Annotated in this window: 28 protein-coding genes; 23 read left to right on the plus strand and 5 right to left on the minus strand. The window is 31.9% G+C overall.

Annotation, left to right across the window (positions count from 1 at the left end; genetic code table 11):
* Positions 1-73: 73 nt before the first annotated feature.
* Both G5V56_RS07360 and G5V56_RS07365 read left to right on the plus strand, forming a co-directional pair.
* Positions 74-550: a hypothetical protein gene (locus G5V56_RS07360; protein ID WP_166963403.1), complete on the plus strand. Its 477-nt coding sequence runs from the start codon at positions 74-76 to the stop codon at positions 548-550.
* On the plus strand, positions 540-740 hold the full coding sequence (locus G5V56_RS07365) for a helix-turn-helix transcriptional regulator (RefSeq protein ID WP_166963405.1): 201 nt from the start codon (positions 540-542) through the stop codon (positions 738-740). Before G5V56_RS07360 ends, G5V56_RS07365 begins: the two co-directional genes overlap by 11 nt.
* Before the next feature lie 54 nt (positions 741-794).
* Here the strand turns inward: G5V56_RS07365 and G5V56_RS07370 are convergent, their stop codons facing one another.
* Positions 795-1643, minus strand: a complete 849-nt coding sequence (locus G5V56_RS07370; RefSeq protein ID WP_166963407.1) for a DUF2911 domain-containing protein — start codon at positions 1641-1643, stop codon at positions 795-797.
* A gap of 88 nt (positions 1644-1731) precedes the next feature.
* The gene (locus G5V56_RS07375) at positions 1732-2382 is read right to left on the minus strand and encodes a DUF1003 domain-containing protein (RefSeq protein ID WP_166963908.1); all 651 of its coding nucleotides are present in this window, start codon (positions 2380-2382) and stop codon (positions 1732-1734) included.
* Positions 2383-2494: 112 nt separating this feature from the next.
* Between G5V56_RS07375 and G5V56_RS07380 the strand changes: the two genes are divergently transcribed.
* The 9 genes from G5V56_RS07380 (at position 2495) to G5V56_RS07420 (ending at position 12063) form a co-directional block, all read left to right on the plus strand.
* A complete protein-coding gene (locus G5V56_RS07380) occupies positions 2495-3391 on the plus strand; it encodes an alpha/beta hydrolase (protein ID WP_166963409.1) in 897 nt (298 codons plus the stop codon).
* Positions 3392-3558: 167 nt separating this feature from the next.
* Entirely contained in the window at positions 3559-4215 is a 657-nt protein-coding gene (locus G5V56_RS07385; RefSeq protein WP_166963411.1) for a TetR family transcriptional regulator C-terminal domain-containing protein, read from the plus strand.
* Positions 4216-4225: 10 nt separating this feature from the next.
* Positions 4226-5536: an ABC1 kinase family protein gene (locus G5V56_RS07390; protein WP_166963413.1), complete on the plus strand. Its 1311-nt coding sequence runs from the start codon at positions 4226-4228 to the stop codon at positions 5534-5536.
* A gap of 4 nt (positions 5537-5540) precedes the next feature.
* Complete coding sequence (locus G5V56_RS07395) at positions 5541-6161, plus strand: flavin reductase family protein (protein ID WP_166963415.1); 621 nt, start codon at positions 5541-5543, stop codon at positions 6159-6161.
* Positions 6162-6205: 44 nt separating this feature from the next.
* Positions 6206-7645, plus strand: a complete 1440-nt coding sequence (locus G5V56_RS07400; RefSeq protein WP_166963417.1) for an SDR family oxidoreductase — start codon at positions 6206-6208, stop codon at positions 7643-7645.
* Positions 7642-7782 (plus strand): DUF2256 domain-containing protein, encoded by a 141-nt coding sequence (locus G5V56_RS07405; protein WP_166963419.1) that lies wholly within the window; start codon positions 7642-7644, stop codon positions 7780-7782. The genes G5V56_RS07400 and G5V56_RS07405 overlap by 4 nt, the downstream gene beginning before the upstream one ends.
* Positions 7752-9059 carry a DASH family cryptochrome gene (locus tag G5V56_RS07410; RefSeq protein WP_166963421.1) on the plus strand — a complete coding sequence of 436 codons (1308 nt, stop codon included), beginning with the start codon at positions 7752-7754 and terminating at the stop codon, positions 9057-9059. The genes G5V56_RS07405 and G5V56_RS07410 overlap by 31 nt, the downstream gene beginning before the upstream one ends.
* Positions 9060-10592 (plus strand): cryptochrome/photolyase family protein, encoded by a 1533-nt coding sequence (locus tag G5V56_RS07415; RefSeq protein WP_166963423.1) that lies wholly within the window; start codon positions 9060-9062, stop codon positions 10590-10592. It abuts the gene before it with no gap.
* On the plus strand, positions 10582-12063 hold the full coding sequence (locus G5V56_RS07420; protein WP_166963425.1) for a cryptochrome/deoxyribodipyrimidine photo-lyase family protein: 1482 nt from the start codon (positions 10582-10584) through the stop codon (positions 12061-12063). Before G5V56_RS07415 ends, G5V56_RS07420 begins: the two co-directional genes overlap by 11 nt.
* Before the next feature lies 1 nt (position 12064).
* Here the strand turns inward: G5V56_RS07420 and G5V56_RS07425 are convergent, their stop codons facing one another.
* On the minus strand, positions 12065-14125 hold the full coding sequence (locus tag G5V56_RS07425) for an acetate--CoA ligase family protein (RefSeq protein WP_166963427.1): 2061 nt from the start codon (positions 14123-14125) through the stop codon (positions 12065-12067).
* A gap of 123 nt (positions 14126-14248) precedes the next feature.
* On the opposite strand from G5V56_RS07425, the gene G5V56_RS07430 reads away from it, so the two are divergent.
* Positions 14249-15466 (plus strand): aminotransferase-like domain-containing protein, encoded by a 1218-nt coding sequence (locus G5V56_RS07430; RefSeq protein ID WP_166963429.1) that lies wholly within the window; start codon positions 14249-14251, stop codon positions 15464-15466.
* A gap of 16 nt (positions 15467-15482) precedes the next feature.
* On the opposite strand, the gene G5V56_RS07435 is transcribed toward G5V56_RS07430, so the two are convergent.
* Together G5V56_RS07435 and G5V56_RS07440 are read right to left on the minus strand one after the other, a co-directional pair.
* On the minus strand, positions 15483-16082 hold the full coding sequence (locus G5V56_RS07435) for an indolepyruvate oxidoreductase subunit beta (RefSeq protein ID WP_166963431.1): 600 nt from the start codon (positions 16080-16082) through the stop codon (positions 15483-15485).
* 9 nt (positions 16083-16091) lie between these two features.
* Positions 16092-17705: a thiamine pyrophosphate-dependent enzyme gene (locus G5V56_RS07440; protein WP_166963433.1), complete on the minus strand. Its 1614-nt coding sequence runs from the start codon at positions 17703-17705 to the stop codon at positions 16092-16094.
* A 138-nt stretch (positions 17706-17843) separates the two neighbouring features.
* Between G5V56_RS07440 and G5V56_RS07445 the strand changes: the two genes are divergently transcribed.
* The 11 genes from G5V56_RS07445 to G5V56_RS07495 all read left to right on the plus strand — a co-directional run bounded on the left by G5V56_RS07445 (position 17844) and on the right by G5V56_RS07495 (position 25220).
* Positions 17844-18284, plus strand: a complete 441-nt coding sequence (locus G5V56_RS07445; protein WP_240911242.1) for a hypothetical protein — start codon at positions 17844-17846, stop codon at positions 18282-18284.
* 4 nt (positions 18285-18288) lie between these two features.
* Positions 18289-18558 (plus strand): TIGR03643 family protein, encoded by a 270-nt coding sequence (locus tag G5V56_RS07450; protein ID WP_166963435.1) that lies wholly within the window; start codon positions 18289-18291, stop codon positions 18556-18558.
* A 55-nt stretch (positions 18559-18613) separates the two neighbouring features.
* Positions 18614-19315 carry a GTP cyclohydrolase I FolE gene (folE, locus tag G5V56_RS07455; protein ID WP_166963437.1) on the plus strand — a complete coding sequence of 234 codons (702 nt, stop codon included), beginning with the start codon at positions 18614-18616 and terminating at the stop codon, positions 19313-19315.
* A gap of 2 nt (positions 19316-19317) precedes the next feature.
* On the plus strand, positions 19318-20001 hold the full coding sequence (locus G5V56_RS07460; protein ID WP_166963439.1) for an SDR family NAD(P)-dependent oxidoreductase: 684 nt from the start codon (positions 19318-19320) through the stop codon (positions 19999-20001).
* 30 nt (positions 20002-20031) lie between these two features.
* Positions 20032-20550 carry a glutathione peroxidase gene (locus tag G5V56_RS07465; protein ID WP_206285883.1) on the plus strand — a complete coding sequence of 173 codons (519 nt, stop codon included), beginning with the start codon at positions 20032-20034 and terminating at the stop codon, positions 20548-20550.
* A gap of 5 nt (positions 20551-20555) precedes the next feature.
* Positions 20556-20726, plus strand: a complete 171-nt coding sequence (locus G5V56_RS07470) for a Lacal_2735 family protein (RefSeq protein WP_166963443.1) — start codon at positions 20556-20558, stop codon at positions 20724-20726.
* Positions 20726-21187, plus strand: coding sequence for a TspO/MBR family protein (locus G5V56_RS07475; protein ID WP_166963445.1), 462 nt, complete (start codon positions 20726-20728; stop codon positions 21185-21187). Before G5V56_RS07470 ends, G5V56_RS07475 begins: the two co-directional genes overlap by 1 nt.
* Before the next feature lie 3 nt (positions 21188-21190).
* Complete coding sequence (locus G5V56_RS07480) at positions 21191-21658, plus strand: SRPBCC family protein (RefSeq protein ID WP_166963447.1); 468 nt, start codon at positions 21191-21193, stop codon at positions 21656-21658.
* Positions 21655-22959: a cryptochrome/photolyase family protein gene (locus G5V56_RS07485; protein ID WP_166963449.1), complete on the plus strand. Its 1305-nt coding sequence runs from the start codon at positions 21655-21657 to the stop codon at positions 22957-22959. Before G5V56_RS07480 ends, G5V56_RS07485 begins: the two co-directional genes overlap by 4 nt.
* A gap of 247 nt (positions 22960-23206) precedes the next feature.
* A complete protein-coding gene (locus tag G5V56_RS07490) occupies positions 23207-23980 on the plus strand; it encodes a carboxylesterase family protein (RefSeq protein ID WP_166963451.1) in 774 nt (257 codons plus the stop codon).
* 310 nt (positions 23981-24290) lie between these two features.
* Positions 24291-25220 (plus strand): magnesium transporter CorA family protein, encoded by a 930-nt coding sequence (locus G5V56_RS07495; protein ID WP_166963453.1) that lies wholly within the window; start codon positions 24291-24293, stop codon positions 25218-25220.
* Positions 25221-25277 lie beyond the last annotated feature (57 nt).

A 25277-nucleotide genomic window follows, 5' to 3' on the forward strand; every position in this document is an offset into this window, starting at 1 on the left:
TTATTTGTCTATATGTAAAGTTTGTTTTACTTTTGATTTATCAATCACATAAATCAAATTAAAACGAACAGTTATGAAAACAAATTATTTATTACCAAACAAGTATAAAACACTAGGTTGGATACTTTTTATTGTGGGTATAATTTCTGGGATTATATTTGCCTTTGGAGGTTATGAAACTAATCTTTTAACTACAAAAGTACTTTCAATTTATGACGGACTCAACATTACCGTTGATGGCAAACTGTCTCTTTTTAACATTCAAAAGAATAGTATTATTGATGAACTTATTACAATTGCTATCATAATTGGTGGGCTTATTGTTGGATTTTCAAAAGAGAAAGTTGAAGATGAATTTATTTATAAGTTGCGCAAAGATTCGCTTGTTTGGGCCATAATAGTAAACTATGCTGTATTGCTATTTATCACTTTGTTTATTTATGATTTGGCCTATTTTCATGTTTTGGTTTTTAATATGTTTACTCCTTTAATTTTCTTTATTATCCGTTTTAACTTTTTAAAATTAAAATCCAGAAGTGATGAAGAATAACATAAAAGTACAACGTGCTATTCATGATATGACGCAAGCGGATTTAGCTGAAAAAATAGGTGTAAGCAGGCAAACTATAAATGCCATGGAAAAAAACAAATATGTACCGTCTACAGTTTTATCTCTTAAAATAGCTAAACTGTTTAAAATACCATTAGAAGATATTTTCTTTCTAGAAGATGAAGACTAAGAAAAGCGCAACAAATGTTGCGCTTTTTTTTAAAATTTTGGATTTATCGATAAATTACATACCCTCCCACTCTTCTATAGAGTCCATATTCATTTTCACATAATCAGCGTTACCAGCTTCTTTGGCCCCTTCTAATGATTTTTTAGCTATTTCAATAGCCTCCATTTTGTTTCCAGATTTTGCATATATTAAAGATTGTTGTCTTAATTGCCAATACGCTGGTTTTTCAGTCATAGACATTGCTTTGTCTATCCATTCCTTAGCTCTTTCAATATTTTTATTCTCTTCAGAATAATATACGGCAGCAGCATAATAATCTTTTGCCGTTGGTGTTCCGCTCATCACATCATTAATACTAGCCAAAACTTTATTATCTGTTGGGACTGTAAATGGAATTCCTAAATACGTTTTTTCCCAAATTAAATCTAAAGTAGCACCTCCGTTGGTAAGATTACTAATATCTAAAGTAAAGGTTTGAACATCAAAAGGAAGTGGATACGATTTAACTGTAATTTTAGCAGCCACTTTAGTATCGTCCCATACTTGAGGCGTACCCCAGTTTTCTGTATTAGAATAAAAAATAACATCCCATGACTCCTCATTTGGAATCGTATAAAGAGCATAAGAACCAGCTACCAATGATTGTCCGTCTACTCTTACATCATCACTAAATGTGATTTTTGTATTCGCATTAGCGCCTGTTCTCCATAATGTACCATAAGGAACCAAATCCCCAAAAATAGTCCTGCCTCGCATAGAAGGTCTTGAATATTCAAGCGTAACATCTGTTAAGCCTACTTTTTGCTCCAATTTAGCAAACGGACTTGGCTGTGGTGTTTCAATTTGTGAATACCCCATAAATGATATGGTTAGCAATAGAATTGATGATACTAGTTTTTTCATGTTTTTAAGTTAATTTAATTAGTAGCTTTTAAAATAATAAAAAATAAGGTATGATATCGATTTTTTTTTACATTTTACAAATATTTAATCATTCCTTTAAATTAATTTGTTTCATAATGTCTTCTAACATTTCTACCTGTACCTGTTGAATTGTTAAAAGTTCTTGCTGTTGATGAATAATTAAATGATCAATTTTTTCATGCAACATCCTTATTTCTAGTTCAGATTTTAAATTAATCATGTAATCTTGCTTAGAACGCTCTCTGTCCTTTTCTTCTTGTCTGTTTTGACTCATCATAATAACAGGAGCTTGCAACCCCGCCAAGCAGGATAAGATTAGGTTTAATAAAATAAACGGATATGGGTCAAAACCCTTATTCACTAAAAATATAATATTTGAATAAATCCATACAGCTATAAAAATTCCAAATAGTATAATAAACTTCCAACTACCTCCAAAGGAAGCAATTTTGTCTGCGAGCCTTTGACCAAAGGTAAAATTCGTAGCATCCGAGTCCGCACCAATTTTATCTGTAATAGTCTCATGTTTTTGTAAAGTCTTTAAAACATCCTCTTCAAGTTCATTAAGTTCTCCAACTTCGTGAATTAAATATTCTGCAATATATTTTTGTCGATAATGGTTAAGCTCTGAAACTGAAATAATACTTTTTAAGTTAAAATCTGGATACTCTTTCAGTATTAAATTAAATATAGACTTTCTTATAGATTTGGCTTGTATTTTTTCACTATCTTGGAATTCTTGTTGCTATAAACTACTAATAAATATTATCATAATTTTTCATAATATTTTAAAACTTTCAAATTTATTATAATGCTTCAATAACCTTCAAATGATTAACAAGATAGTAACATTTTTTATATTTTCTTGGAGCGCTCTGGTAATTTCACAAACTAGATATATCGATACTGTTTTTGATAACATTACTGTAAAAACATATAATTATTCTATTAGAAATAGCGATACTTTAAAGCTTGACCTATATGAACCAAAAAATGATAATTGTACTAATAGACCTCTTTTTGTAATTGTTCATGGTGGCGGTTTTACCAGTGGAGAAAGAAATAATTACTCATTGGTTTCATTAGCTGAAAGCATAACCAAAAAAGGATATGTTGTTGCTTCAATTGACTATTCTCTCTTAAGCAAGAACAAAGTATTTAGTTGTAATATACCCTTGGATGAAGAAATGACTATTTATGCAGAGGCTGGAGAAGATTTACTTAGTGCTCTAGCTTATTTAATTAAATATAAAGAGGATTTTTTAATTAATGAGTCTAAAATTATTTTATTTGGGTTAAGTGCAGGAGCCGAAACAGTTCTAAATATTACCTATAACAGAGATTTGTTAATACCAAAGAATGAAACTTATAAAAATATTAAACCAGCTGCAGTTATATCCATATCTGGAGCTTGTCTGAATAGTGATTTGATAACTAACACTATTCCTGGTGTTTTTTATCATGGAAACAAAGATCAAATAATACCATATGACAGAGATTCACATCATTTCTGTGACCCAACAGAAAAAGGTTTTCTTATTATGGATGGCTCAAACAGAATAGTTGAAAAGCTAAAAGCTTTAGATTCTAGTTTTATGTTTTATACATACAAAGATAGAGGTCACGATATTTTTAATCTCCCAACAGACGATTTTTATCAAACCTTTGTGTTTTTAAAGAAAGTCGTTTTTGATAACACTTTTTATCAGGCACAAATAATTGAGTAATCTTCGTTAATTTCTTGGTGTAATATTTTTAATAATTAAAAACTAACCATATTACCTTAATTATTCTTGTATTAAAAATGATGCTATTGTTTTAAATATAATTTTGTTTAATCTTTTTTAAATAATGTTAAACATTTTTCGTATTTTTGTTTCATAATATTTATATCATGGCAAAAAAGAAAACAATTACAGAGAGCGACATTCTATCATATTATATGGATTATGTATTGGAACACAACGAAAAACCAAAATCGGTTTACGTTTTTGCTAAAAATAATAATTTTGAAGAATCCTTATTTTACAATCATTTTGCCTCATTTGAAGCTATTGAAAAAGAAATATTTAAAGCCTTTTTTAATAATACAATCAAAGTATTAGATGCTAGTGAAGACTATCAATCGTTTGATGCTAGAAACAAACTATTGAGTTTTTATTTTACATTTTTCGAAAACTTAACTGCCAACAGAAGCTATGTTGTATATGCTTTAAAATCTCACAATAAGGATTTAACAGCTCTGATGTCTTTAAGTGAACTTAAAAAAAGCTTTGCTAAATACATAGCAAATCTTGATATAGAAACTTTAGATATTAAAAACGATAAAATAGAAAAAATTCAAGTAAAATCTCTTCAAGAATCTGCATGGGTACAATTACTAATAACCATAAAATTTTGGTTAGATGACACTTCTGCTAGCTTTGAAAAAACAGATATTTTTATTGAAAAATCTGTTAATACAAGTTTTGATATTTTAAATATTGCACCATTGAAAAGTGTTATTGATTTTGGAAAGTTTCTTTTCAAAGAAAAAATGCACATGAACTAATTACACTTACATGAAAACCATAGATAGTATTCCTGTTTCTAAAATTCAACGAGCCTCCAAATTAGTATCGACAGGTGCTAAAGTGGGTGTTAATTATTTAAAATATTACGGAGACAAGCTTGTTAGCACTGAAATTGAGGCTAAAGAGCGTCTTAATAAAAATAATGCAGAAGATATATACGATGGCTTGAAGCAACTAAAAGGTAGTGCCCTAAAAGTAGCCCAAATGCTTAGTATGGAAAAGAGTATTTTGCCACAGGCTTATGTTGAAAAATTCTCCCTAGCACAGTTTTCTGTGCCGCCATTATCGCCTCCGTTAGTACTAAAAACATTTAAAAACTATTTTGGTAAATCACCAAATGATATTTTTGATTCCTTCAACTCAACGTCTGTAAATGCTGCAAGTATTGGACAAGTTCATATTGCAGAAAAAGATGGGAAAAAACTTGCTGTGAAAATCCAATATCCTGGCGTTGCTCAAAGTATTGCCTCAGATCTTGCTATGGTTAAACCAATTGCAATGAGTATGTTTAACATTAAAGGCAAAGACTCTGATAAATACTTTAAGGAAGTTGAAGGAAAGTTATTAGAGGAAACAAATTACAGGTTGGAAATCAGTCAAAGTAAAGAAATTGCTGAGGCATGCTCTCACATTTCCAACCTCTTGTTTCCGCAGTATTATGAGGAGTTGTCTTCAGATCGTATTATCACTATGGATTATATGGAAGGTGAGCATCTTTCTGAGTTTACAGCCTATAATACAGACCAGGAAAAAGCTAATAAACTAGGCCAAGCTCTATGGGATTTTTATATGTTTCAAATTCATAAATTGAAAAAAGTACATGCAGACCCGCATCCAGGAAATTTTTTAATCTCTAAAAAAGGCGAATTAATAGCGCTTGATTTTGGTTGTATGAAAACTATTCCTGATCAATTTTACATACCTTATTTTGAATTGGCTGAAACAAAAAATATTAATAATCCCGAGTATTTTGTCTCTAAATTATACGAATTAGAGATACTTCGTGAAGATGATTCAAAAGAAGAGCTAGCTTTTTTTACAGATATGTTTCACGAAATGTTAAGTCTATTTACTCAACCATTTCATAAAGAGTATTTTGATTTTTCTGATGCTAATTTTTTTGGCAAAATAGCTGAATTAGGAGAACGCTACTCAAAAAATACCGAGTTACGAAAAATGAATGGCAACAGAGGTTCAAAACACTTTATATATATTAACAGAACCTTTTTTGGACTTTATAATTTAATGTTTGACTTAAAAGCGCAAAACATTAAAATCAATAATTTCAAAAACCTTTAAAATTATGCCCCATTTTACCCAATTTGATATTGATAACATGCAACATCTATATAAGATTAATCTCATCAATAGTTGTTCAGGATATAAATCAGCCAATCTTATAGGTACGAAATCTGCTCAAGGAATCTCGAATGTTGCTGTTTTTAGTTCTGTAACGCATATTGGCTCAAGTCCAGCCTTACTTGGTTTTTTTTTAAGACCAACAACAGTTATAAGGAATACGTATGAGAATATTAAAGAAACTGGTTATTTCACAATCAATCATATTCATGAATCCATATTAATTGATGCACATCATACATCGGCTAAATATGACAAATCTATTTCAGAATTTGATGTAACCTCTCTTGAAGAAGCTTATAAAGATGGTTATTCCGTTCCCTTTGTTAAAGACGCTCCCATACAAATGGCCATGAAATATGTAGAAGAATATGCTATTAAAGCAAATAACACCATTTTACTTATTGGAGAAATTAAAGACTTGTACATTGCAGACAATCTTTTAGAAGAGGATGGATTCGTTAATTTATCAAAAGCAAACGTTGCTACTATTAACGGATTAGATGGTTATTCTATTCCAAGCTTAAAAACACGATTAGAATATCAGCGACCAAAAGCTTTATAAGCCTTTTGGGTGATATATAGCTTTTTAACCTTAACTTATAACACATGAAAATACTTGTTACAGGTGCTACTGGCTATATAGGAAAACGAATTATACCTCTTTTGGTTAATGAAGGTCATGATGTAGTTTGTGCTGTTAGAGATACATTACGTGCTGATAAAAGCTATTTTGAAGAAAAACACATTGATATTGTTGAAGCCGATTTTCTAAATCCGGAAACATTAACAACAATTCCAAAAGATATTGATGTTGTATATTATTTGATCCACTCCATGTCAAACACATCGAAAGATTTTGAAAGTTTAGAAGAACAATGTGCTATAAATTTCAAAACTTATATTGAAACGACGCATGCAAAACAAGTTATTTATTTAAGTGGCATTACCAATGATGAAAAGTTATCGAAACATCTTAGATCACGTAAAAATGTTGAAAATGCTTTAGCTTCAAAACACTATGCGTTAACGACATTTAAAGCAGGAATTATAGTAGGTTCTGGTAGTTCGTCGTTTGAAATTATTCGCGATTTAGTTGAAAAATTACCAGTTATGATTGCTCCTAAATGGTTAAATACAAGATCACAACCGCTCGCAGTAAGAGATGTATTAACCTTTTTATCAAAAGCCAAAGGAAAACGGGAACTCTACAATCAATCTTACGATATTTTTGGTCCAGAGATACTAACCTATAAAGACATGCTATTACAATTTGCTGGTATACGTAAATTAAAACGACATATAATCACGGTGCCTGTAATGACTCCTAAATTATCATCCTACTGGCTATATTTTGTTACATCAACATCTTATAAACTCGCTTCAACTTTAGTAGATAGTATGGGAGTAGAGATTATTGGAAAGCCAAGTAACATTAACGATATCATTGGAATTACACCTATTACATATAAAGAAGCCGTAGAATTAGCCTTTGAAAAAATTGAGCAAAATAGTATTATTTCTAGCTGGAAAGACTCTATGGTAAGTAGTGGTCGTTTAAAAGATAGTATTCATAAATATATAAATGTCCCCAAATACGGTTGTTTTAAAGATTACAAAGAACGTAAGGTTATTGATGAAGCCAAAACCATAAACAAAATTTGGTCAATTGGAGGCACAACCGGCTGGTATTATGGTACCTTCTTATGGAAAATTAGAGGCTATCTTGATAAGCTTTTTGGTGGTATTGGTTTACGCCGAGGCAGAACGCATCAAACTGAGTTAAACATTGGTGATGCCTTAGATTTTTGGAGGGTTATTTATGCCGATAAATCTCAAAAAAAGTTATTGCTTTATGCCGAAATGAAATTACCTGGTGAAGCTTGGTTAGAGTTCAAAATTGAAGATAATCTTCTTAAACAAACAGCAACCTTTAGACCAAGAGGACTTGGAGGACGCTTATATTGGTATAGCGTCCTGCCTTTTCATGGGTTTATTTTTAAAGGTATGATTAACCAATTAGTAAAAGTTAACAAGATAAAAATTTGAAAAAACAGGATCTACCAGAAAAATTATGCCCTGTCTGTAATAGATACTTTTCTTGGCGAAAAAAATGGGGACTAAACTGGGAGAACGTAAAATATTGTAGTGAGAAATGCAAGAGAAACAAATTAAAAACATATTAATATGGTTCCAAAAAAATCTTAGGGTTCAGGATAATGAAGTTTTAGAGCGAGCATTAAAAAGTAACCATAACATTATAGCCGTATATTGTTTCAATCCAAAAGATTTCAAAGTTACAAAGTATGGATTTAAAAAAACAGAAAAGTTTCGAGCAAAATTTCTAATAGAAACTGTTACCAATCTAAAACAAAACCTTTCTAAATTCAATATCAATCTCCTCACCTATCTTAAAAATCCAGAGACTATAATTCCAAAATTAGTTGAAACCTATGCTATTTCCGAAATTCACCTTCAAAACGAATGGACACAAGAAGAAGTTTCGGTTTTAAAAACAGTAAGAGAACAATTAAAAGATGTTACTGTTTTCAGCTATTATGATCAATTTCTATATCATCCAGAAGACATTACCATAGAGATTAATCAAATACCAAAGGTGTTTACAGATTTTAGAAAACATGTCGAAAAAAGTGCTAAGGTTCGAAGTTGTGTGACTCATTCTAAAACAAATCAAAACAATATCATAACAGAGCACACATCAATTCCCACCTTAAACGACCTAGGTTTTGATGATTTTGAAACTCATCCGCAATCTGCTTTTCCTTTTAAAGGTGGTGAAACCAATGCTTTGAATAGGCTTCATGACTATTTTTTTAAAACTAAAAAATTAGGTGTTTATAAAATAACCAGGAACGGTTTGGTTGGAAAAGATTTTAGTTCAAAATTTTCTCCATGGTTAGCTAATGGCAGTCTTTCTGCAAGAACCATTTATTGGGAAGTAAAACGTTTTGAAGAGGAGCTTTTTAAAAATGACTCTACCTACTGGCTTATTTTCGAATTGATATGGAGAGATTATTTTAAATACATATCGCTTAAACACGGTAATGATATTTTCAAGATTGATGGAATTCTTAAAAAAGCTAATGACTGGAATTTAAGTGCATCTGCTATCAAGCAATGGCAGCTAGGAAAAACAGCAGAACCTTTTGTAAATGCCAATATGATAGAGCTTAATAAAACAGGTTGGATGAGCAACCGAGGTCGACAAAATGCAGCCTCTTATTTTGCAAAAAACCTCAAACTAGATTGGCGCATTGGTGCTGCTTATTTTGAATCGCTACTGATAGATTATGATGTTCATAGCAATTATGGCAACTGGATGTATGTTGCGGGTGTAGGTAACGACCCCAGAGATAGAGTTTTTAATGTGAAACTGCAAGCCGAACGTTATGACTACAATAACAAGTTTCAAAATTTATGGCTACAAGAAACCTTATTTTAAATGAAGACTCTCAGACTCATACTTGGCGACCAACTTAATATAAAACACTCATGGTTTAAACAACCTCATGACGAAATTGTGTATTGCCTTTTTGAAATGCGTCAAGAAACAGATTACGTTGTCCATCACATTCAAAAAGTTATTGGTTTTTTTGCTGCAATGCGGCAATTTGCGAAAGATTTAAAAGTTCTTAACCACGGGGTTATTTACTTCAAAATTAATGATGCTAACAACACTCAGAACCTAGTTGATAATTTAAAGTTACTGATAAACGACCACAGCATCCAACGGTTTGAATATCAACAACCAGATGAGTATCGTTTAGATACCCAATTAGATACGTTTTGTAAAACACTTTCAATAGAATCTGGCATATATTCAACCGAACATTTCTATACAAAAAGAAATGATTTAGCTCAATTCTTTAAAGGAAAGAAACAATATCTCATGGAGAATTTCTACCGATATATGCGCAAAAAACATGATGTTTTAATGGTTGGTAATCAACCCGAAGGCGGTACATGGAATTACGATAAAAGCAATCGAAATAAATGGAAGGAAGACGACATAATTCCATCTTATAAATATTTTGAAAATGATGTTTCAGATGTTGTTAATGATATAAAAAAAACGAATATTAAGACCATAGGGCAGTTTAAAACTAAAACTTTTGCTTATCCTATTAGTAGAAAACAAGCATTAGAACAGTTACGATTTTTCTGTGAAGAATTATTGATTCATTTTGGAGACTACCAAGACGCTATGCATACCAGCGAAGCGTATCTTTTTCATTCAAGACTATCGTTCGCTATGAATCTTAAATTGATTTCTGCAAAAGATGTGATTAAAACAGCTACTAATTACTACCACAAAAACAAGAATCTCATTGATATTTCTCAAATCGAAGGTTTTGTTCGTCAAATAATTGGCTGGCGCGAATATATGCGAGGTATGTATTGGGCAAGAATGCCAGAGTTTAAAAAAGAAAATGCCCTTGATAACACCAATAAACTCGCCGATTTTTTCTGGACAGGACACACAAAAATGAATTGTCTTAAAGAGAGCATTAACAATTCTCTCGATAATGGTTATGCACATCATATTCAACGTCTTATGATTACTGGTAATTATGCATTGTTAACTCAAACTAATCCAGACGATATTGATGCTTGGTATCTTGGAATTTATGTAGATGCCATAGAATGGGTGCAATTACCTAACACTCGTGGGATGAGTCAATTTGCAGATGGTGGAAAAATTGCAACAAAACCGTATGTATCCTCGGGGTCTTATATTCATAAAATGAGTAATTACTGCGACTCATGTTGTTATAACCATAAGAAAAAAACTGAAGAGGATGCCTGTCCATTTAATAGCTTATACTGGAATTTTTTAGACGATAAAAGACCCTTTTTAGAAAACAATTTTAGAATGAAGATGATGTACCGTGTTTTAGACAAAATGACACCTGAAGATTTACATCAAATAAAATACAAAGCACAACATATTATAAACCATCAAGATGAATACTAAAAGAGAACCTATAGATATTGTTTGGTTTAAACGTGATTTACGTTTAGAAGATAACGAGGCCATTTTTAATGCATTAGCATCTGGCAAGCGTATCTTATTGCTTTATGTGTTTGAAGAATTACTTATAGAAGACAATCATTATAGTGAGCGTCACTGGAACTTTATCAAGCAATCTTTGGTCGATTTAAACGAACAACTTAAACACTATAATTCTAAAGTTTTAGTTGTAAAATCAGATATGATAGCTGTTGTAAACCAACTTTTAAATCAGTTTCAAATCTCTAATATTTATTCACATCAAGAAACGGGGATTTTAATTACCTATCAACGTGACAAATCGTTCAGTCGTTTTTGTAAAAACAATCAAATTACATGGAACGAAAACATCAATAACGGTGTACAACGGGGCCTTAAAGACAGAGAACAATGGATTGAAAAATGTAATGCTTTTTTTGAAATTGAACCCTTATCATTTCAGCCAGCAGAAAATCAATTGTTAACCATGAGTGAGATTGAAAACATAGAAACCCAGTTTGATACTCTAAGTTTAGAAACCAGTCCGAACTCACATTTTCAAAAAGGTGGCCGTACCACTGGTTTAAAATACTTGAAATCATTTTTCGACGGTCGATATCAAAACTATATGCTGCACATTTCAAAACCAGAATTGTCCAGAAAAGGATGTAGCAGAATTTCGCCATATCTGGCGTGGGGAAATCTATCAGTTCGCGAAGTGTATCATCAAGCGTATCACTTAAAGGGAACTGCTGAAAATAAAAAGTCTTTAGACGCATTTATGTCCAGATTACGTTGGCAAAGTCACTTTATACAAAAGTTTGAAATGGAACACACCATGGAAGAAGCCAGCATCAATAAAGGGTTTCATAAACTTAAAAAAGAGATTTCTAAAGAGTATCAAGAAGCGTGGAGAACAGGTCAAACGGGATTTCCAATTATCGATGCTTGCATGCGATGTCTTAAAGAAACAGGCTATTTAAATTTTAGAATGCGCGCCTTAATCGTTTCTTTTTTTACCCATAATTTGTGGCAGCCTTGGCAAGAAGCTACAACCCATTTATCGCAAATGTTTCTGGATTTTGAACCTGGTATTCATTTTCCGCAGTTACAAATGCAAGCTGGGGAAACCGGTATAAACATGCTACGTATTTATAATCCCATAAAAAATAGTTTAGAACATGATCCAGAAGCTACATTTATAAAAAAATGGGTGCCCGAATTAAAGCATTTAGAAGTGTCTTTCGCGCATCAACCATTTTTAATGACAGAATTAGACCAAGCATTCCATAATTTTAAATTAGGTGTAGATTATCCATATCCTATTGTTGATATAAAAGAAACTAGAAAAAAAGCGAGTGATACCTTATGGAGTATGAAAAAAGATACTGTGGTTAAAAAAGAACGTCAACGTATTTTAAAAAAACACACTTCAAGTTTTGAAACAAAAAATTAATTTACCCTCTTTTTATACAAATTCTTGCATCTACTGCAATCAATTTATTTTCAGATGCTAACAATGGATTAATATCTAAATCCGTAATTTCAGGAGCTATACTAAGTAAATTGGAAACTTTGACAATGGTTTCTACAAGAGCCTCAATATTTATGCCCTTATGTCCTCGGATGCCTTTTAAAATAGGATATGCTTTTAAACTATTAATCATTTCTAGAGCTTGTTTACTAGAAATAGGTATCATACTAGCACTTACATCTTTTAATACTTCAACAAAAATACCTCCAAGTCCGCAAAGTACAATAGGTGGATAACTGCCTTCTTGTTTAGCACCAACAAATAGCTCCATACCGCTAATCATTGGCTGAATTAAAACAGATTGTGCTCCTTTTATTGTAATTAATTTATAAAACCCTTCTATCAATTCCTTTTCATTTGAAATATTTAACAAAACACCATTAACATCAGATTTGTGTAATGGGCCAATGACCTTTTCAACTACAGGATACTTTAACAATTTTGAGACTATTAAAAGCTCTTCCTTATTTTTTACCGTGTTATAAGAAGTACATTCTATACCAGCATAACTTAATATTTTTATAGCGACATCTGTTGGCATATATCCATCAGGTAACCCGTCTATGATATCTCTTAAGCTTTTATCAGGTTTAATAGTAAACGCTTCATCACTATACTCAGTTGTTTTTTGATTATAAACTAACGCTAAAGCCTTTCCAAACAATACCTCATCAGAAAAAGCAATATTCCCTTTGGATATAAATTGGTTTATTTCATCCTGAACATTAATAATGGATGGCAATATCGCATAAATTGGCTTTTTAGAAGTCTTTATTTTTTTATTTAAAACGTCATAAACATCATAAACTGGTTTTAATCCTGGGCTTCCAAAAATCACTACCATAGCATCTATATTGTCAAACTGATTGTCGCAATAATCTATAATGATATCAAGTTGTTCTGCAGTACCAGTTGCTAAAAAATCAATTGGATTCGCAACTGATGAACCATCAAATAATTCCTCCAATAAAGTTTCGCTTTTGGATCCTTTCAAGGAAGGAATTTTTAAACCATTTTTAGATAAAACATCAGTAAGCATCACCGCTGGTCCTCCTGCATGCGTAATGATAGCAATATTTTTTCCTATACTTTCTTTCTGCAAAAGAATACCTGCAACCGTAATGAGTTCATTTCGTCCAAAACAACGTATAATTCCTGCTTTTTTAAATAAGGCATCGATAAACACATCTGAAGTAGCTAAAGCTCCCGTGTGAGATGACGCCGCTTTGATTCCGGCTTCTGTACTGCCTGCTTTAATAGCGGCTATTTTACAACCCTTTTTAATGAGTGAACTCGTGTGTTTCAGAAACTTAATTGGATTTTTAATACTTTCAATATAGAGAAGCTTGACTTTAGAATTTACTTTAGAATCAAAAGATTCATCTAAAAATTCTAATAGTTCCTCCACTCCTATTTGTGCACTATTCCCAACCGTATAAACACTTTTAAACGTTAAGCCCATACCTACAGCAGCTTCCATGATAAATACCGCTGTAGCGCCTGAACCAGATATGAAATCAACTCCAGACTCACTTAATTTAGGAATAGGCCTTGTAAAAACACCAGCATAATGCTGATTAATTAAACCTATGTTATTGGGGCCTAAAAGGCTTCCACCTACCTCATCAATCAATTGGACTATTTCTTTTTCTAAAAAGGCTCCTTGAGCATCTTTTTCACCAAAACCTGCAGAAAAAATAATAAATCCCTTAGTGTTTTTTTGTTGAGTAAGTATTTTTATGGGTTCTAAAATATAGTGTGCTGGGATTGCAATGATTGCCAAATCTACCTTTGGTATTACCTCAACATTATTAAAAGATTTAATGCCTTGAACACTGTCTTGTTTTGGATTAACAACAAATAAGTCGCCTTTAAATTTATGTTCAATTAAGTTTTTTAAAACTCTTCCTCCGGGACTTTGAATATTATCTGAACCGCCTATAACAACAATACTTTCTGGATGGACTAATTTTGGATGAAGCATAATTACAATGTGCTATAATTACAGTAAAGTAACTAATTTAATTTAGGACTTTAGCTGACATTTATCACAATCTATTTTATTAAAATTTTGTTATTTTGAATAGACATCTAAACACCGTGAATTATGTATGCATTTTCAAACGCAGTTAATTCTAGGCATTCTGAAGACATTAAATTACTAATGTCTCAAGCTTCTGGAAAAAGCTTGATTTCTTTTTCAGGAGGCATGCCAAATAATGATTTATTTCCTGTAAAACACATTGATGATATTTATAACTCGCTACCAAGCGATAAAAAAAAATTGTGTTTTCAGTATGGTCCAACGCCTGGTTATCCACCATTAATTAAATCACTACAAGATTATTTAAAAAATAAAGGATTACCTGTTGATGAAAATAAAATTTTAATCACTACGGGGTCACTGCAAGCCATTTCCATCATAACGCAGGAGTTTGTAAACGAAGGAGATATCATATTAACTGAAAACCCTTGTTTTGTTGGTGCTTTGTCAGTCTTTGAAACAATGGGTGCTACAATAGAAAGTATTCCTATTGATCATGATGGGATTGATATAAAAGCCCTAAAAACTAAAATTGCCACTTTAAAACAAATACCTAAGTTTTTATATGTTACTCCCAATTATCATAATCCTGCAGGTATTATTTATACTCCCGAGCGCAAAAAAGAACTTCTAGAAGTTTTGTGTGGAACCGGAATTATATTAATTGAAGACGATGCCTATAGCGATTTGTACTTTGATGAAACTGAAAAACACCTAACCAAACCAATGAAATCTTATGGTTATAAGGATGTTGACATTATTTATACAGGCTCGTTTTCTAAAATTCTTGGTCCCGGATTTAGATTGGGATATATGCTTTGTTCTCAGGAAATATTTGAAAAGGCCGAATCTATAAAACAAGCTTTAGATGCCTGTACGTCTAATTTTATGCAAATATTGGCTAATGAGTTTTTAGCGCAGGACAAGCTAAAAACTTATTTAAATTTTTTAAGAAGCGAATATTTAGAAAGAAAAAATTTGCTACAAAGTAATCTTGAAAAATATATGCCTAAAGAAATTACCTGGAATGAACCTAAAGGCGGATTTTATATTTGGCTGAAGTTACCAGAACATATTAAATCTACCGATATATTTAAAGAAAGTATTAAAGAAGGTGTTGTATTTGTAACCGGAAGAACCTTTGACCCTGCTAGTAAAAAAGATGATAGATTGCGTCTTTCATTTTCTAATATGCCCAAAGAGAGTATTGAAAAAGGAGTCATTATTTTAGCCGAATCTGTAAAAAAAGTACTTCAGAATTCAAAAATTAAAATCTCGTAATCTCTTTAAAATCGATTTATTTGTTGACTGTTAAATCTGTAAATTCTTTAGCTATTTTTTTGCCTTCAAAAAAAGCTTCCAAATTTAGATTAACAATTTTGTCACTCTTATGTTTAAATAATGAACGGATGGCATTTAGCAAACTATCTTCTGACAATGGTATAATGTTAGATGCTGCGCCCAACAAAACCATATTCGCGACTTTTGAATTACCTATTTTTTTTGCAATGTCTGTTGCATCAATAATTACATGATAAGGATACTTTTTAATTTGCTCATAGAGATCTTGTTTTTCAGGATAATTAGTTGTGTTAATAAACGGATTAGAATCCGTAACCAACCAGCCATTTTTATTCAAAAACGGTATATATCGTAATAATTCCATAGGTTCTACTGATAAAATTAAATCGGCTTTCCCTTCTGGAATAAGATCTGAATATACTTCTTTATCTGAAATTCTTACATGAGATTGTACGGCTCCACCGCGTTGACTCATCCCATGAACTTCAGATTGTTTAATAAATAAATTCTCGCTCAACGCTGCTGCGTCTAAAACGGCAGCAATGGTTAAAATACCTTGGCCTCCTACACCGGATAATATAATATTTGTTTTCATCCTCTTAATTTAACTTAATGATGCAATTTTTGATTTGATGTCCTCTTTTCGATCCCTTGATAATCTTACACAAGGTCTTTCAGAAATAATAACAGATAGACCTTTATATTTCAATTCAGTTCTTAATAATTCCACGTTTTCTTGATGATTCTTCTTTAAAGGAATCATCGTTTTTAAATGGTCTGGATGGACACCAATACCTAAACAAATTTTATGCAGTCTTCCTACAGCAGACGATTCTTGTGCGCCAGTCATGGCAATCGCAGAATTATCTGAAATGATAACTGTTATAGGTGAGTTTTCATAAACTGCATCCAATAACCCGGTCATTCCTGAGTGCGTAAAGGTAGAATCTCCTATAACAGCAATCGCATTCTCCAGTCCAGCATCAGCAGCTCCTTTAGCCATGGTTATAGAAGCTCCCATATCAATCAGTGTGTTTATGGTATTTAATGGTGGTAAGCTTCCTAACGCATAACAACCTATGTCGCCGAAAACATTTTTATTTCCAATTTCAGGAATTAACTCATTAATAGTATTAAATAAATCTGTGTGACCGCAACCTTCACATAGTCGTGGTGGTCTACTGCTAACTATATCTGGAATTGATTTAGCCGCATTTTGAAAAATTCCTAAAGAGTTGCCAACGATATTTGGATTGAGCTCTCCTGTTAATGGAATATCTCCAGTTAGTTTCCCTTTAATCTTATCATTTGTATCAAAATAATTATGCAGTAATTCTTCGACTATAGGATAGCCTTCCTCTACAACCAATATTTTATCACAATGTTTATAAAGTTTTTTGATTTTTTCTTTTGGTAATGGATATTGTGAAATTTTCAATATGGAGTAAAAAGAAGTGTCTTCACTAATATTTTCCATAACATAGTTATAAGCAATACCACAAGCAATAATACCTATTTCTTTGTCTTCACTCAATGTTAATTCATTAAAAGAAGATGTTTCAGAATGCTCAACCAAAATCGTTTTTTTATGAATTAATTTTTCGAATTGCTTTTTGGCATTCATTGGTATCAGGGCAAATCTAGAAGTATCACTTGGTAATTGCATTTCATTTTGCAATCGTCTTGATTTAAAGTCGATACCAGATCTTGAATGTGATAAACGAGTTACAATTCTTAATAATACGGGTAATTGTAATTCTTCAGAATAGTCGAAGGCATAATGCATGATGTCATAAGCCTCTTGCTGATTTGAAGGCTCTAATATGGGAACCATAGCGAATTTACCATAAAATCTAGAATCTTGTTCGTTTTGTGAGGAGTGCATGGACGGATCATCTGCAACCACAACAACAAGGCCTCCATTGATTCCTGAAATAGACATATTCATAAACACATCTGAGGCTACATTTAAACCTACATGCTTCATTACAACCATAGCCCTCTTTCCTGTATACGACATTCCTAAAGCAGCTTCCATAGCGGTTTTCTCGTTAACCGACCAGGTTGTATGAATATTAAGTTCTTTTGTTAGTTTAGATTTCTGGATATATTCTGTAATTTCAGTTGAAGGCGTTCCTGGATATGCATAAACACCTGATAAACCTGCGTCTATAGCACCTTGAGCAATAGCTTCATTGCCTAATAATAAATGTTTCATACCCTATTAATTTAATTCAAATTTATAAGTTACATCCTTCATATGGTATGATTTATATCATAGTCACTGTATTTAAAATAGTAAAATGTTAATTTTTGTTTAACTTTTAATATTTTTTGTTAAACAAACTATATTTTTGTGTACCTTTATACTGTGATTTTAGATACAACATATAACGACAAAAGCAACGACCAGCTCATCAATGATTTAGTGGGCAAACCTTTTTCTTTTATAGAAGCTTTTAAAATGAAAGGAGTGGGTTCAAAACGTATGATTATAGATGATGCCAGTTCTAATTTTAAACCGTATTTAAATACTATTTCAGATTCAAATTATGCTAATCTTGAATTACGACCTAATGGAATACTAGTTAGAATAAACAAAGGCTTACAGAATTTTACATGGGTTATACCCTATTATCATTTAGTACTTTATAAAGTCAATGGAAGTAGTATTCATGCTCAGGGTAAATATGTTCACTTTAGAAATAATAAAACGTTTAAAGAAAATAAATCTTTCTTTGATAAACTTCTCAATATAAAAGTAGCTTTCGATTCACAATTTGATTTTCAAAGCTAATAATATGCTAAACACTCGTGATATAGACCGTATTATTGAAATGGCATGGGAAGACAGAACACCCTTTGAAGCCATAACATATCAATTTCAATTATCTGAACAAGAGGTTATAAAACTCATGCGAAGAGAAATGAAACCCAGTAGTTTTAAAATGTGGCGCAAACGTGTGCAAGGAAGAGCTACTAAACATCAAAAATTAAGAGGTTTTGAAAAAGGCCGATTTAAATGTTCTAGACAAAAACACATAACACATAACTCAATTTCAAAACGCTAACGCTGCTTTGCTTTAAGAGATGAGTACTTAAAGACAGCACACTAAAAAGATTGCTATGATAACAGAAAAATTAAAAGTTAAAACAAAACAAAATGACAAAAAATTAAACCATTTTTCATCTGATGAAATAGGAGATGATCACTTATATACAGGGTTGGAAACGCCTATAAAAAAAGACGCCTTCAAACTATCTGATGAGGAAAAGAAAGAAAAAATATCTATGCTTTTTGAAGAAATTATGGATGTTATGGGCTTAGACCTAACCGATGATTCTCTGAAAGGTACACCAGATCGTGTTGCAAAAATGTATATAGATGAAATATTTTCTGGATTAAATCCTGCTAATAAACCAAAAGTTGCTCTGTTTGACAATAAATATCAATATAATCAAATGTTGGTTGAAAAAAATATAACCTTTTACTCCAACTGTGAGCATCATTTTGTTCCTATTATTGGTAAGGCACATGTGGCTTATATCTCGTCTGGGAAAGTTATTGGATTATCAAAATTAAACAGAGTTGTTCAGTACTATGCGAAAAGACCTCAAGTTCAAGAGCGTTTAACCAATCAAATTGCAGAAGAATTGAAACAAATTTTAGGCACAGAAGATATTGCTGTTATTATAGATGCCAAGCATTTATGTGTATCTTCCAGAGGTATAAAAGATGATACATCGGCAACAGTAACATCCTATTACAGCGGCGCGTTTAACAAACCTGAAAAGATTGTTGAATTGCAAAACTATTTAAAAAATTAACTATGAAAGCAGTTATAGTTATTGGTGGCAGCAAGGGTATTGGAAATGCGATTGTTTCAAACTTAATTTCTAACCATAAAGTTATTAATATAAGTAGAACGGCTCCATCGCAAACACATGAGAACCTAATACATATTTCTGCCGATGTGTTAAACGATGAATTACCAGATATAGAAGCAGCAGATTCTCTAATATATTGTCCTGGCAGCATTAATTTAAAACCTATTTCAGGATTATCTATAGATGATTTTAGAGAAGATTACGAGATTAATGTTCTGGGAGCTGTAAAAGCTATTCAAAAATATTTGCCGTCGCTGAAAAAAAGTGAAACACCTTCTATTTTATTATTTAGTACGGTTGCTGCCAAATTAGGAATGCCATTTCATGCTAGTATAGCAGCAGCCAAATCTGGTGTGGAAGGATTGGTAAAATCTTTAGGTGCAGAATTAGCACCAAAAATAAGAGTAAACGCTATTGCTCCTACAGTTACTGATACTGAATTAGCTTCAAAATTATTAAGAAATGAAAAAATGATCGATGCAATTACAGAGCGTCATCCTCTAAAAAAATTCTTAAATCCACAAGAAGTTGCAAAAATGGCGCTATTTTTAATATCAGATAATGCAGCATCACTTTCAGGACAAATTTTTGAAATGGATTGTGGTATTGTATCGTTTAAAATATAACTAATGAAAAAACTAATTTTACTTAGCCTTATGTGCTCAATTTTCTCAAAATCATCAACAGCTCAAACAAATCCTTCTGAATCTATTTATGATATTAAAATAAATAGTTTGTTTGGAGAACCTATCAATTTAGAAACTTACAAAGGAAATCACATTCTGTTTGTGAATGTTGCTTCAAAATGTGGTTTTACAGGACAATATGAAGATTTACAAAAACTGTATGACAAATATCAAGATAAATTAATGATTATTGGTGTGCCATGTAATCAGTTTGGTGGTCAAGAACCAGGAACGGCTCAAGAGATACAGCAGTTTTGTCAAGCTAATTATGGAGTTACGTTTGTAATGACCGAGAAAGTAGATGTTAAAGGTGATAAGCAACATCCATTATATCAATGGTTAACTAAAAAATCAAAAAACGGAAAAACTGATTCTACTGTGAAATGGAATTTTCAAAAATATTTGATTGACAAAAATGGACATATGATTGATTATTACTTTTCAATTACAAATCCGATGAGCGATAAAATCACAAAACATTTAAAATAAAAAGTATGATTTCAATATTTAAATCAAAATCTGAAAAAGAAAAACTTCAAAAAAAGTATGAATCCCTTATGAAAGAATGGCATGCGCTTTTAAATGTAAACCGAAAAGAAAGTGATAAGAAATTTGCAGAAGCTCAACTTGTTTTAGATAAAATTGAAAGTTTAAATCCTAACTAATGAAAAAATTAAAATATTTAATCATTTTTCTAATCATCAATTTTGGTGCTTTAGGTTTAGGTGTATTATTAATGCAAAACGGCCCAGAAACAGATTGGTATTTGCAACTCAATAAAGCGCCTTGGACACCTCCGGGATGGGTATTTGGAGCTGCTTGGAGTACTATTATGTTCTGCTATTCTTTTTACATGATGTATTTGTTTATTGCACAACCAAATACTAAAGTTAAAATTTTATTTACCGTTCAGTTCATATTAAATGTTTCATGGAATCTGGTGTTTTTCAATCAGCATTTAATCGCTTTAGGGTTACTATTTATTCTTGCACTTACAGCAATAGTCACCATTTTTTTATATGACTACAGAAAAATACTAGGTTTAAAATCACTTTTAATAGTACCTTATTTTTTCTGGTTGTGTATTGCTACATCACTTAATTTATACGTTTTACTTTATAATTAATATATGAAGATATATACTTTACATAAGAAGCAAAATCTACCTATTACCCTTCAGCAAGCGTGGGATTTTTTATCAGATCCTAAAAATCTTAAAACTATCACACCAGATTATATGGGGTTTCATATTCTTTCTGGAGCAGACAGACCTATGTTTGCAGGTCAAATTATTCAATATATCGTCACGCCTGTTATGGGTATAAAAACCAAATGGGTTACCGAAATTACCCATGTTATAGATAAACATTATTTTGTTGACGAACAGCGTTTTGGACCTTATGCGCTATGGCATCACAAACATTTTATAAAGGAAATTGATGGAGGCGTTGAAATGGAAGATATTATAGATTACAAAGTGCCGTTTGGAATTCTTGGGCAATTGGTACATCCGTTTCTAGTGAAACCAAAATTGGAAGAAATTTTTAACTACCGCACGACTAAACTAGAAGAACTCTTTGGTGTTTATACCCCATGAAGCAACAGATTAACATATTTTGGTTTAGACGAGATTTAAGACTGGACGATAATGCAGGATTGTTTGAAGCCTTGCAAGAAAAGCATCCCGTACTTCCTATATTTATTTTTGATTCTAATATTTTAGAACAACTTCCTAAAGATGATGCTAGAGTTACTTTTATTTATGAAACACTTCAAACTATGAAGCAAACGCTTCAAGAAAAGTATCAAAGCGATATAGCCTTATTTTACGGACAACCGTTACAAATTTACAAACAGCTTATAGAAAAATATACTATTGAAACAGTTTATACCAATAGTGATTACGAACCGTATGCTGGCAAAAGAGACAGCGAAATTAAAGGTTTTTTAGAAACTCACGATATTGCCTTTAAAACGTTTAAAGACCAAGTTATATTTGAAAAAAATGAGGTCGTAAAAACTGATGGAAGTCCTTATGTGGTTTACACACCTTACATGAAACAATGGAAAGCATTATATAAAACAACATTAATAAAACAATATGATTCAGAATCGAATTTATCTAAGCTTGCTAAGCACATTGATGTGGATGATTGCAATCTTTCAGAAATGGGATTTGAAACGGCTTCCCAGAAAATAAAAAAATATACTGTTACGCCTCATTTGATTCAAACCTATGAAGCGACCCGCAACTTTCCTGGAGAAGATTCAACATCTCGTTTAGGACCTCATTTGCGTTTCGGTACCGTAAGCATTCGTACTATGATTGAAAAAGCAACCGCTCAAAAAAATGAAATTTTCTGGCAAGAGTTAATTTGGCGAGAGTTTTTTATGCAGATTTTATGGCACTTTCCGCATACAGCTACCCAAAGTTTTAAACCGAAATACGACCGTATAGTTTGGCGAAATAATGAAACCGAATTCAAAGCTTGGTGCGAAGGCAAAACGGGTTATCCATTAGTTGATGCAGGCATGCGACAACTTAACGAAACAGGGTTTATGCACAATCGTGTACGCATGCTAGTTGGAAGTTTTTTATGTAAACACCTATTGATCGATTGGCGTTGGGGTGAAGCTTATTTTGCAGAAAAATTGCATGATTATGAGATGGCCAGTAATGTTGGAAACTGGCAATGGGTTGCTGGTTGTGGAGTTGATGCAGCACCATATTTTAGAATTTTTAATCCAACCACACAAATTGAAAAATTTGATAAAGACTTGTCCTATATAAAACAATGGGTTCCAGACTTTCAAGAACTCACCTACCCAACTCCCATAGTAGATCATAAAATGGCTAGAGAACGCTGTTTAAAGGTTTATAAGGAAGCTTTAAATTAAAGTTGTTTTCATAAAATAAGCAATCCGTTTACTTTTTTCTCCGTGAACAAGAAGTTAGTTTTTGCATAAAAAACTATTGTTTTCAAAGAACTTTTAAATATATCTAACAAACCAATCTCGAGAAGTATCTTTAATGTTTATAAATTCTCATTACCATATATATAATTCTAGTAAACAAATAATTACCTTAGCTTGAATCAAAACGATCTCGTTTTAAGTAAAGTAAACGCAGCTAATAAATAAAACAATGAAATCACTAAATACAAATTGGACTAAAATATCAATTCTTCTTTTTTTCTTTGGAAGCATTACCAACTCCTTTTCCCAAGTATCAATTTTTAGTCATGAAAAATATATCAGTGCTACTGGAGATACCCTACAATATAGGCAATTGGTATGCGACTATGATACCATTAGTAAATACCCTCTTGTGATTTTTTTACATGGTTCTGGAGAACGTGGCAATGACAATGAAGCACAATTAAAATGGGGGGTTTTGAATTTTGCTTCAACCGAAAACATGAAACTATATCGTCCCATCGTTATTGCCCCCCAGTGTCCTATTAACATGGATTGGTCTAACTTTTCTTATAATGATTCATTAACACTTCAACCTACACCTACCAAGCCCATGAAGCTTTTAATAGAGCTCATTAACCAAACTATCAAGAATTTTCCTGTAGATCCTAATCGTATTTATATAACTGGCCTTTCTATGGGTGGTTTTGGTACTTTTGATGCTATTTCACGGTATCCCAATTTATTTGCAGCGGCAGTACCCGTTTGTGGTGCAGGAGATATATCCAAAGCACAGGACATTGCTCATATCCCAATCTGGATTTTTCATGGCGCCTTGGATAGCGCTGTAAATCCAAATCTTGATCAAGATATGCTTAAGGCCTTAACCAAAGCAGGCGCGCATCCGGGGTTTACGCAATATCCTGAAACAGGGCATTTTTCATGGATTGCTGCCTATAGCGACCCCATGATGATGGCTTGGTTATTTAAACAACATAAATAAGTGTTTTTGTAGTTTATTCTTCATAATTACACATCACTAAGTATTGACTTCTTGTATTTAAAAAATTAACTTCGCTTATCAACCAATAAAATCCACTCTAGCAAATTTTATTAAACTATTAGCAAAAAGGCCGGAATATACCCTACGAAAAATCACTGTTTGTCAAAAAAATAAAATTACTTTTACACACGAAAATTGAAATATTCAAAACATTGGACGAAGGCCCTTATCACTGTAAAATTAAAATATTAACGTATCTGTAAGTGGCGATTTTTGTTTCCTTGCAGAATATAATGCAAGAAGACAAAAAATGATTAAAATTTTCAAAACATTTGGAGGATATAATGAAATCCAAAAAACCGAAAAAGGATGCTGGATTAATGTAATTAAACCAACAACAGAAGAAATTCAACGACTATCTGACGAATTTCAATTACCCCAAGACATCATTAATGATATTTTAGATCAAGACGAAAGACCTCGCGTGGAATTTGAAGATGATTGGTCATTAATCATCATGCGAATTCCTGTCCAAAACACCAATAATGGTGTGCCTTTCCAGACCATACCTCTTGGTGTTTTTATGAGTAGAGATATTACTTTAACATTATGTTTACAAAATAATGAAATCTTACCTGCTGAAAAATCATCACCATTTAGAGAACAATACCGTGAAATTACAGATAGTATAAATTTTATTCTTCGCCTATTTCTTCATTCTGGAAACGTATATTTAAAATATTTAAAACAAATTAATCAACAAACTTCATTAATTGAACAAGACCTTGAAAAGTCAATTAAAAATCGAGAGTTGAATAAACTGTTAAAGATGGAAAAATGTCTTGTTTATTTTATAACATCCATAAAAGCGAATGAAATAGTATTGGCGAAATTACGTAACTCAAAAAAAATTAATACCGAAATAAATCAAGACCTACTTGAAGATGCTATTATTGAAAACAAGCAAGCATTAGAAATGTCACAAATTTATTCTGATATTCAAAGTGGAATGATGGATGCTTTTGCCTCAGTGATTTCAAATAATTTAAATGTAGTTATGAAACAGTTAACGCTAATTTCTATAATTTTAATGATTCCAACATTGATAGCTAGTATTTTCGGAATGAATGTTCCAATACCATTTGAAAATTCTGTTTGGGCATTACCTACAATAATTTCTGTATCCTTATTTCTTTCAATATTGGGTGTCATTTTATTTCGTAAAAGACATTGGTTTTAGACTACTAATGAAGAATACTCAGTGGCTAAAAATATATTTAAAACGGAGCTAATATAG

This window comes from Yeosuana marina, assembly GCF_011762485.1.
Taxonomy (GTDB): Bacteria; Bacteroidota; Bacteroidia; order Flavobacteriales; family Flavobacteriaceae; genus Yeosuana; species Yeosuana marina.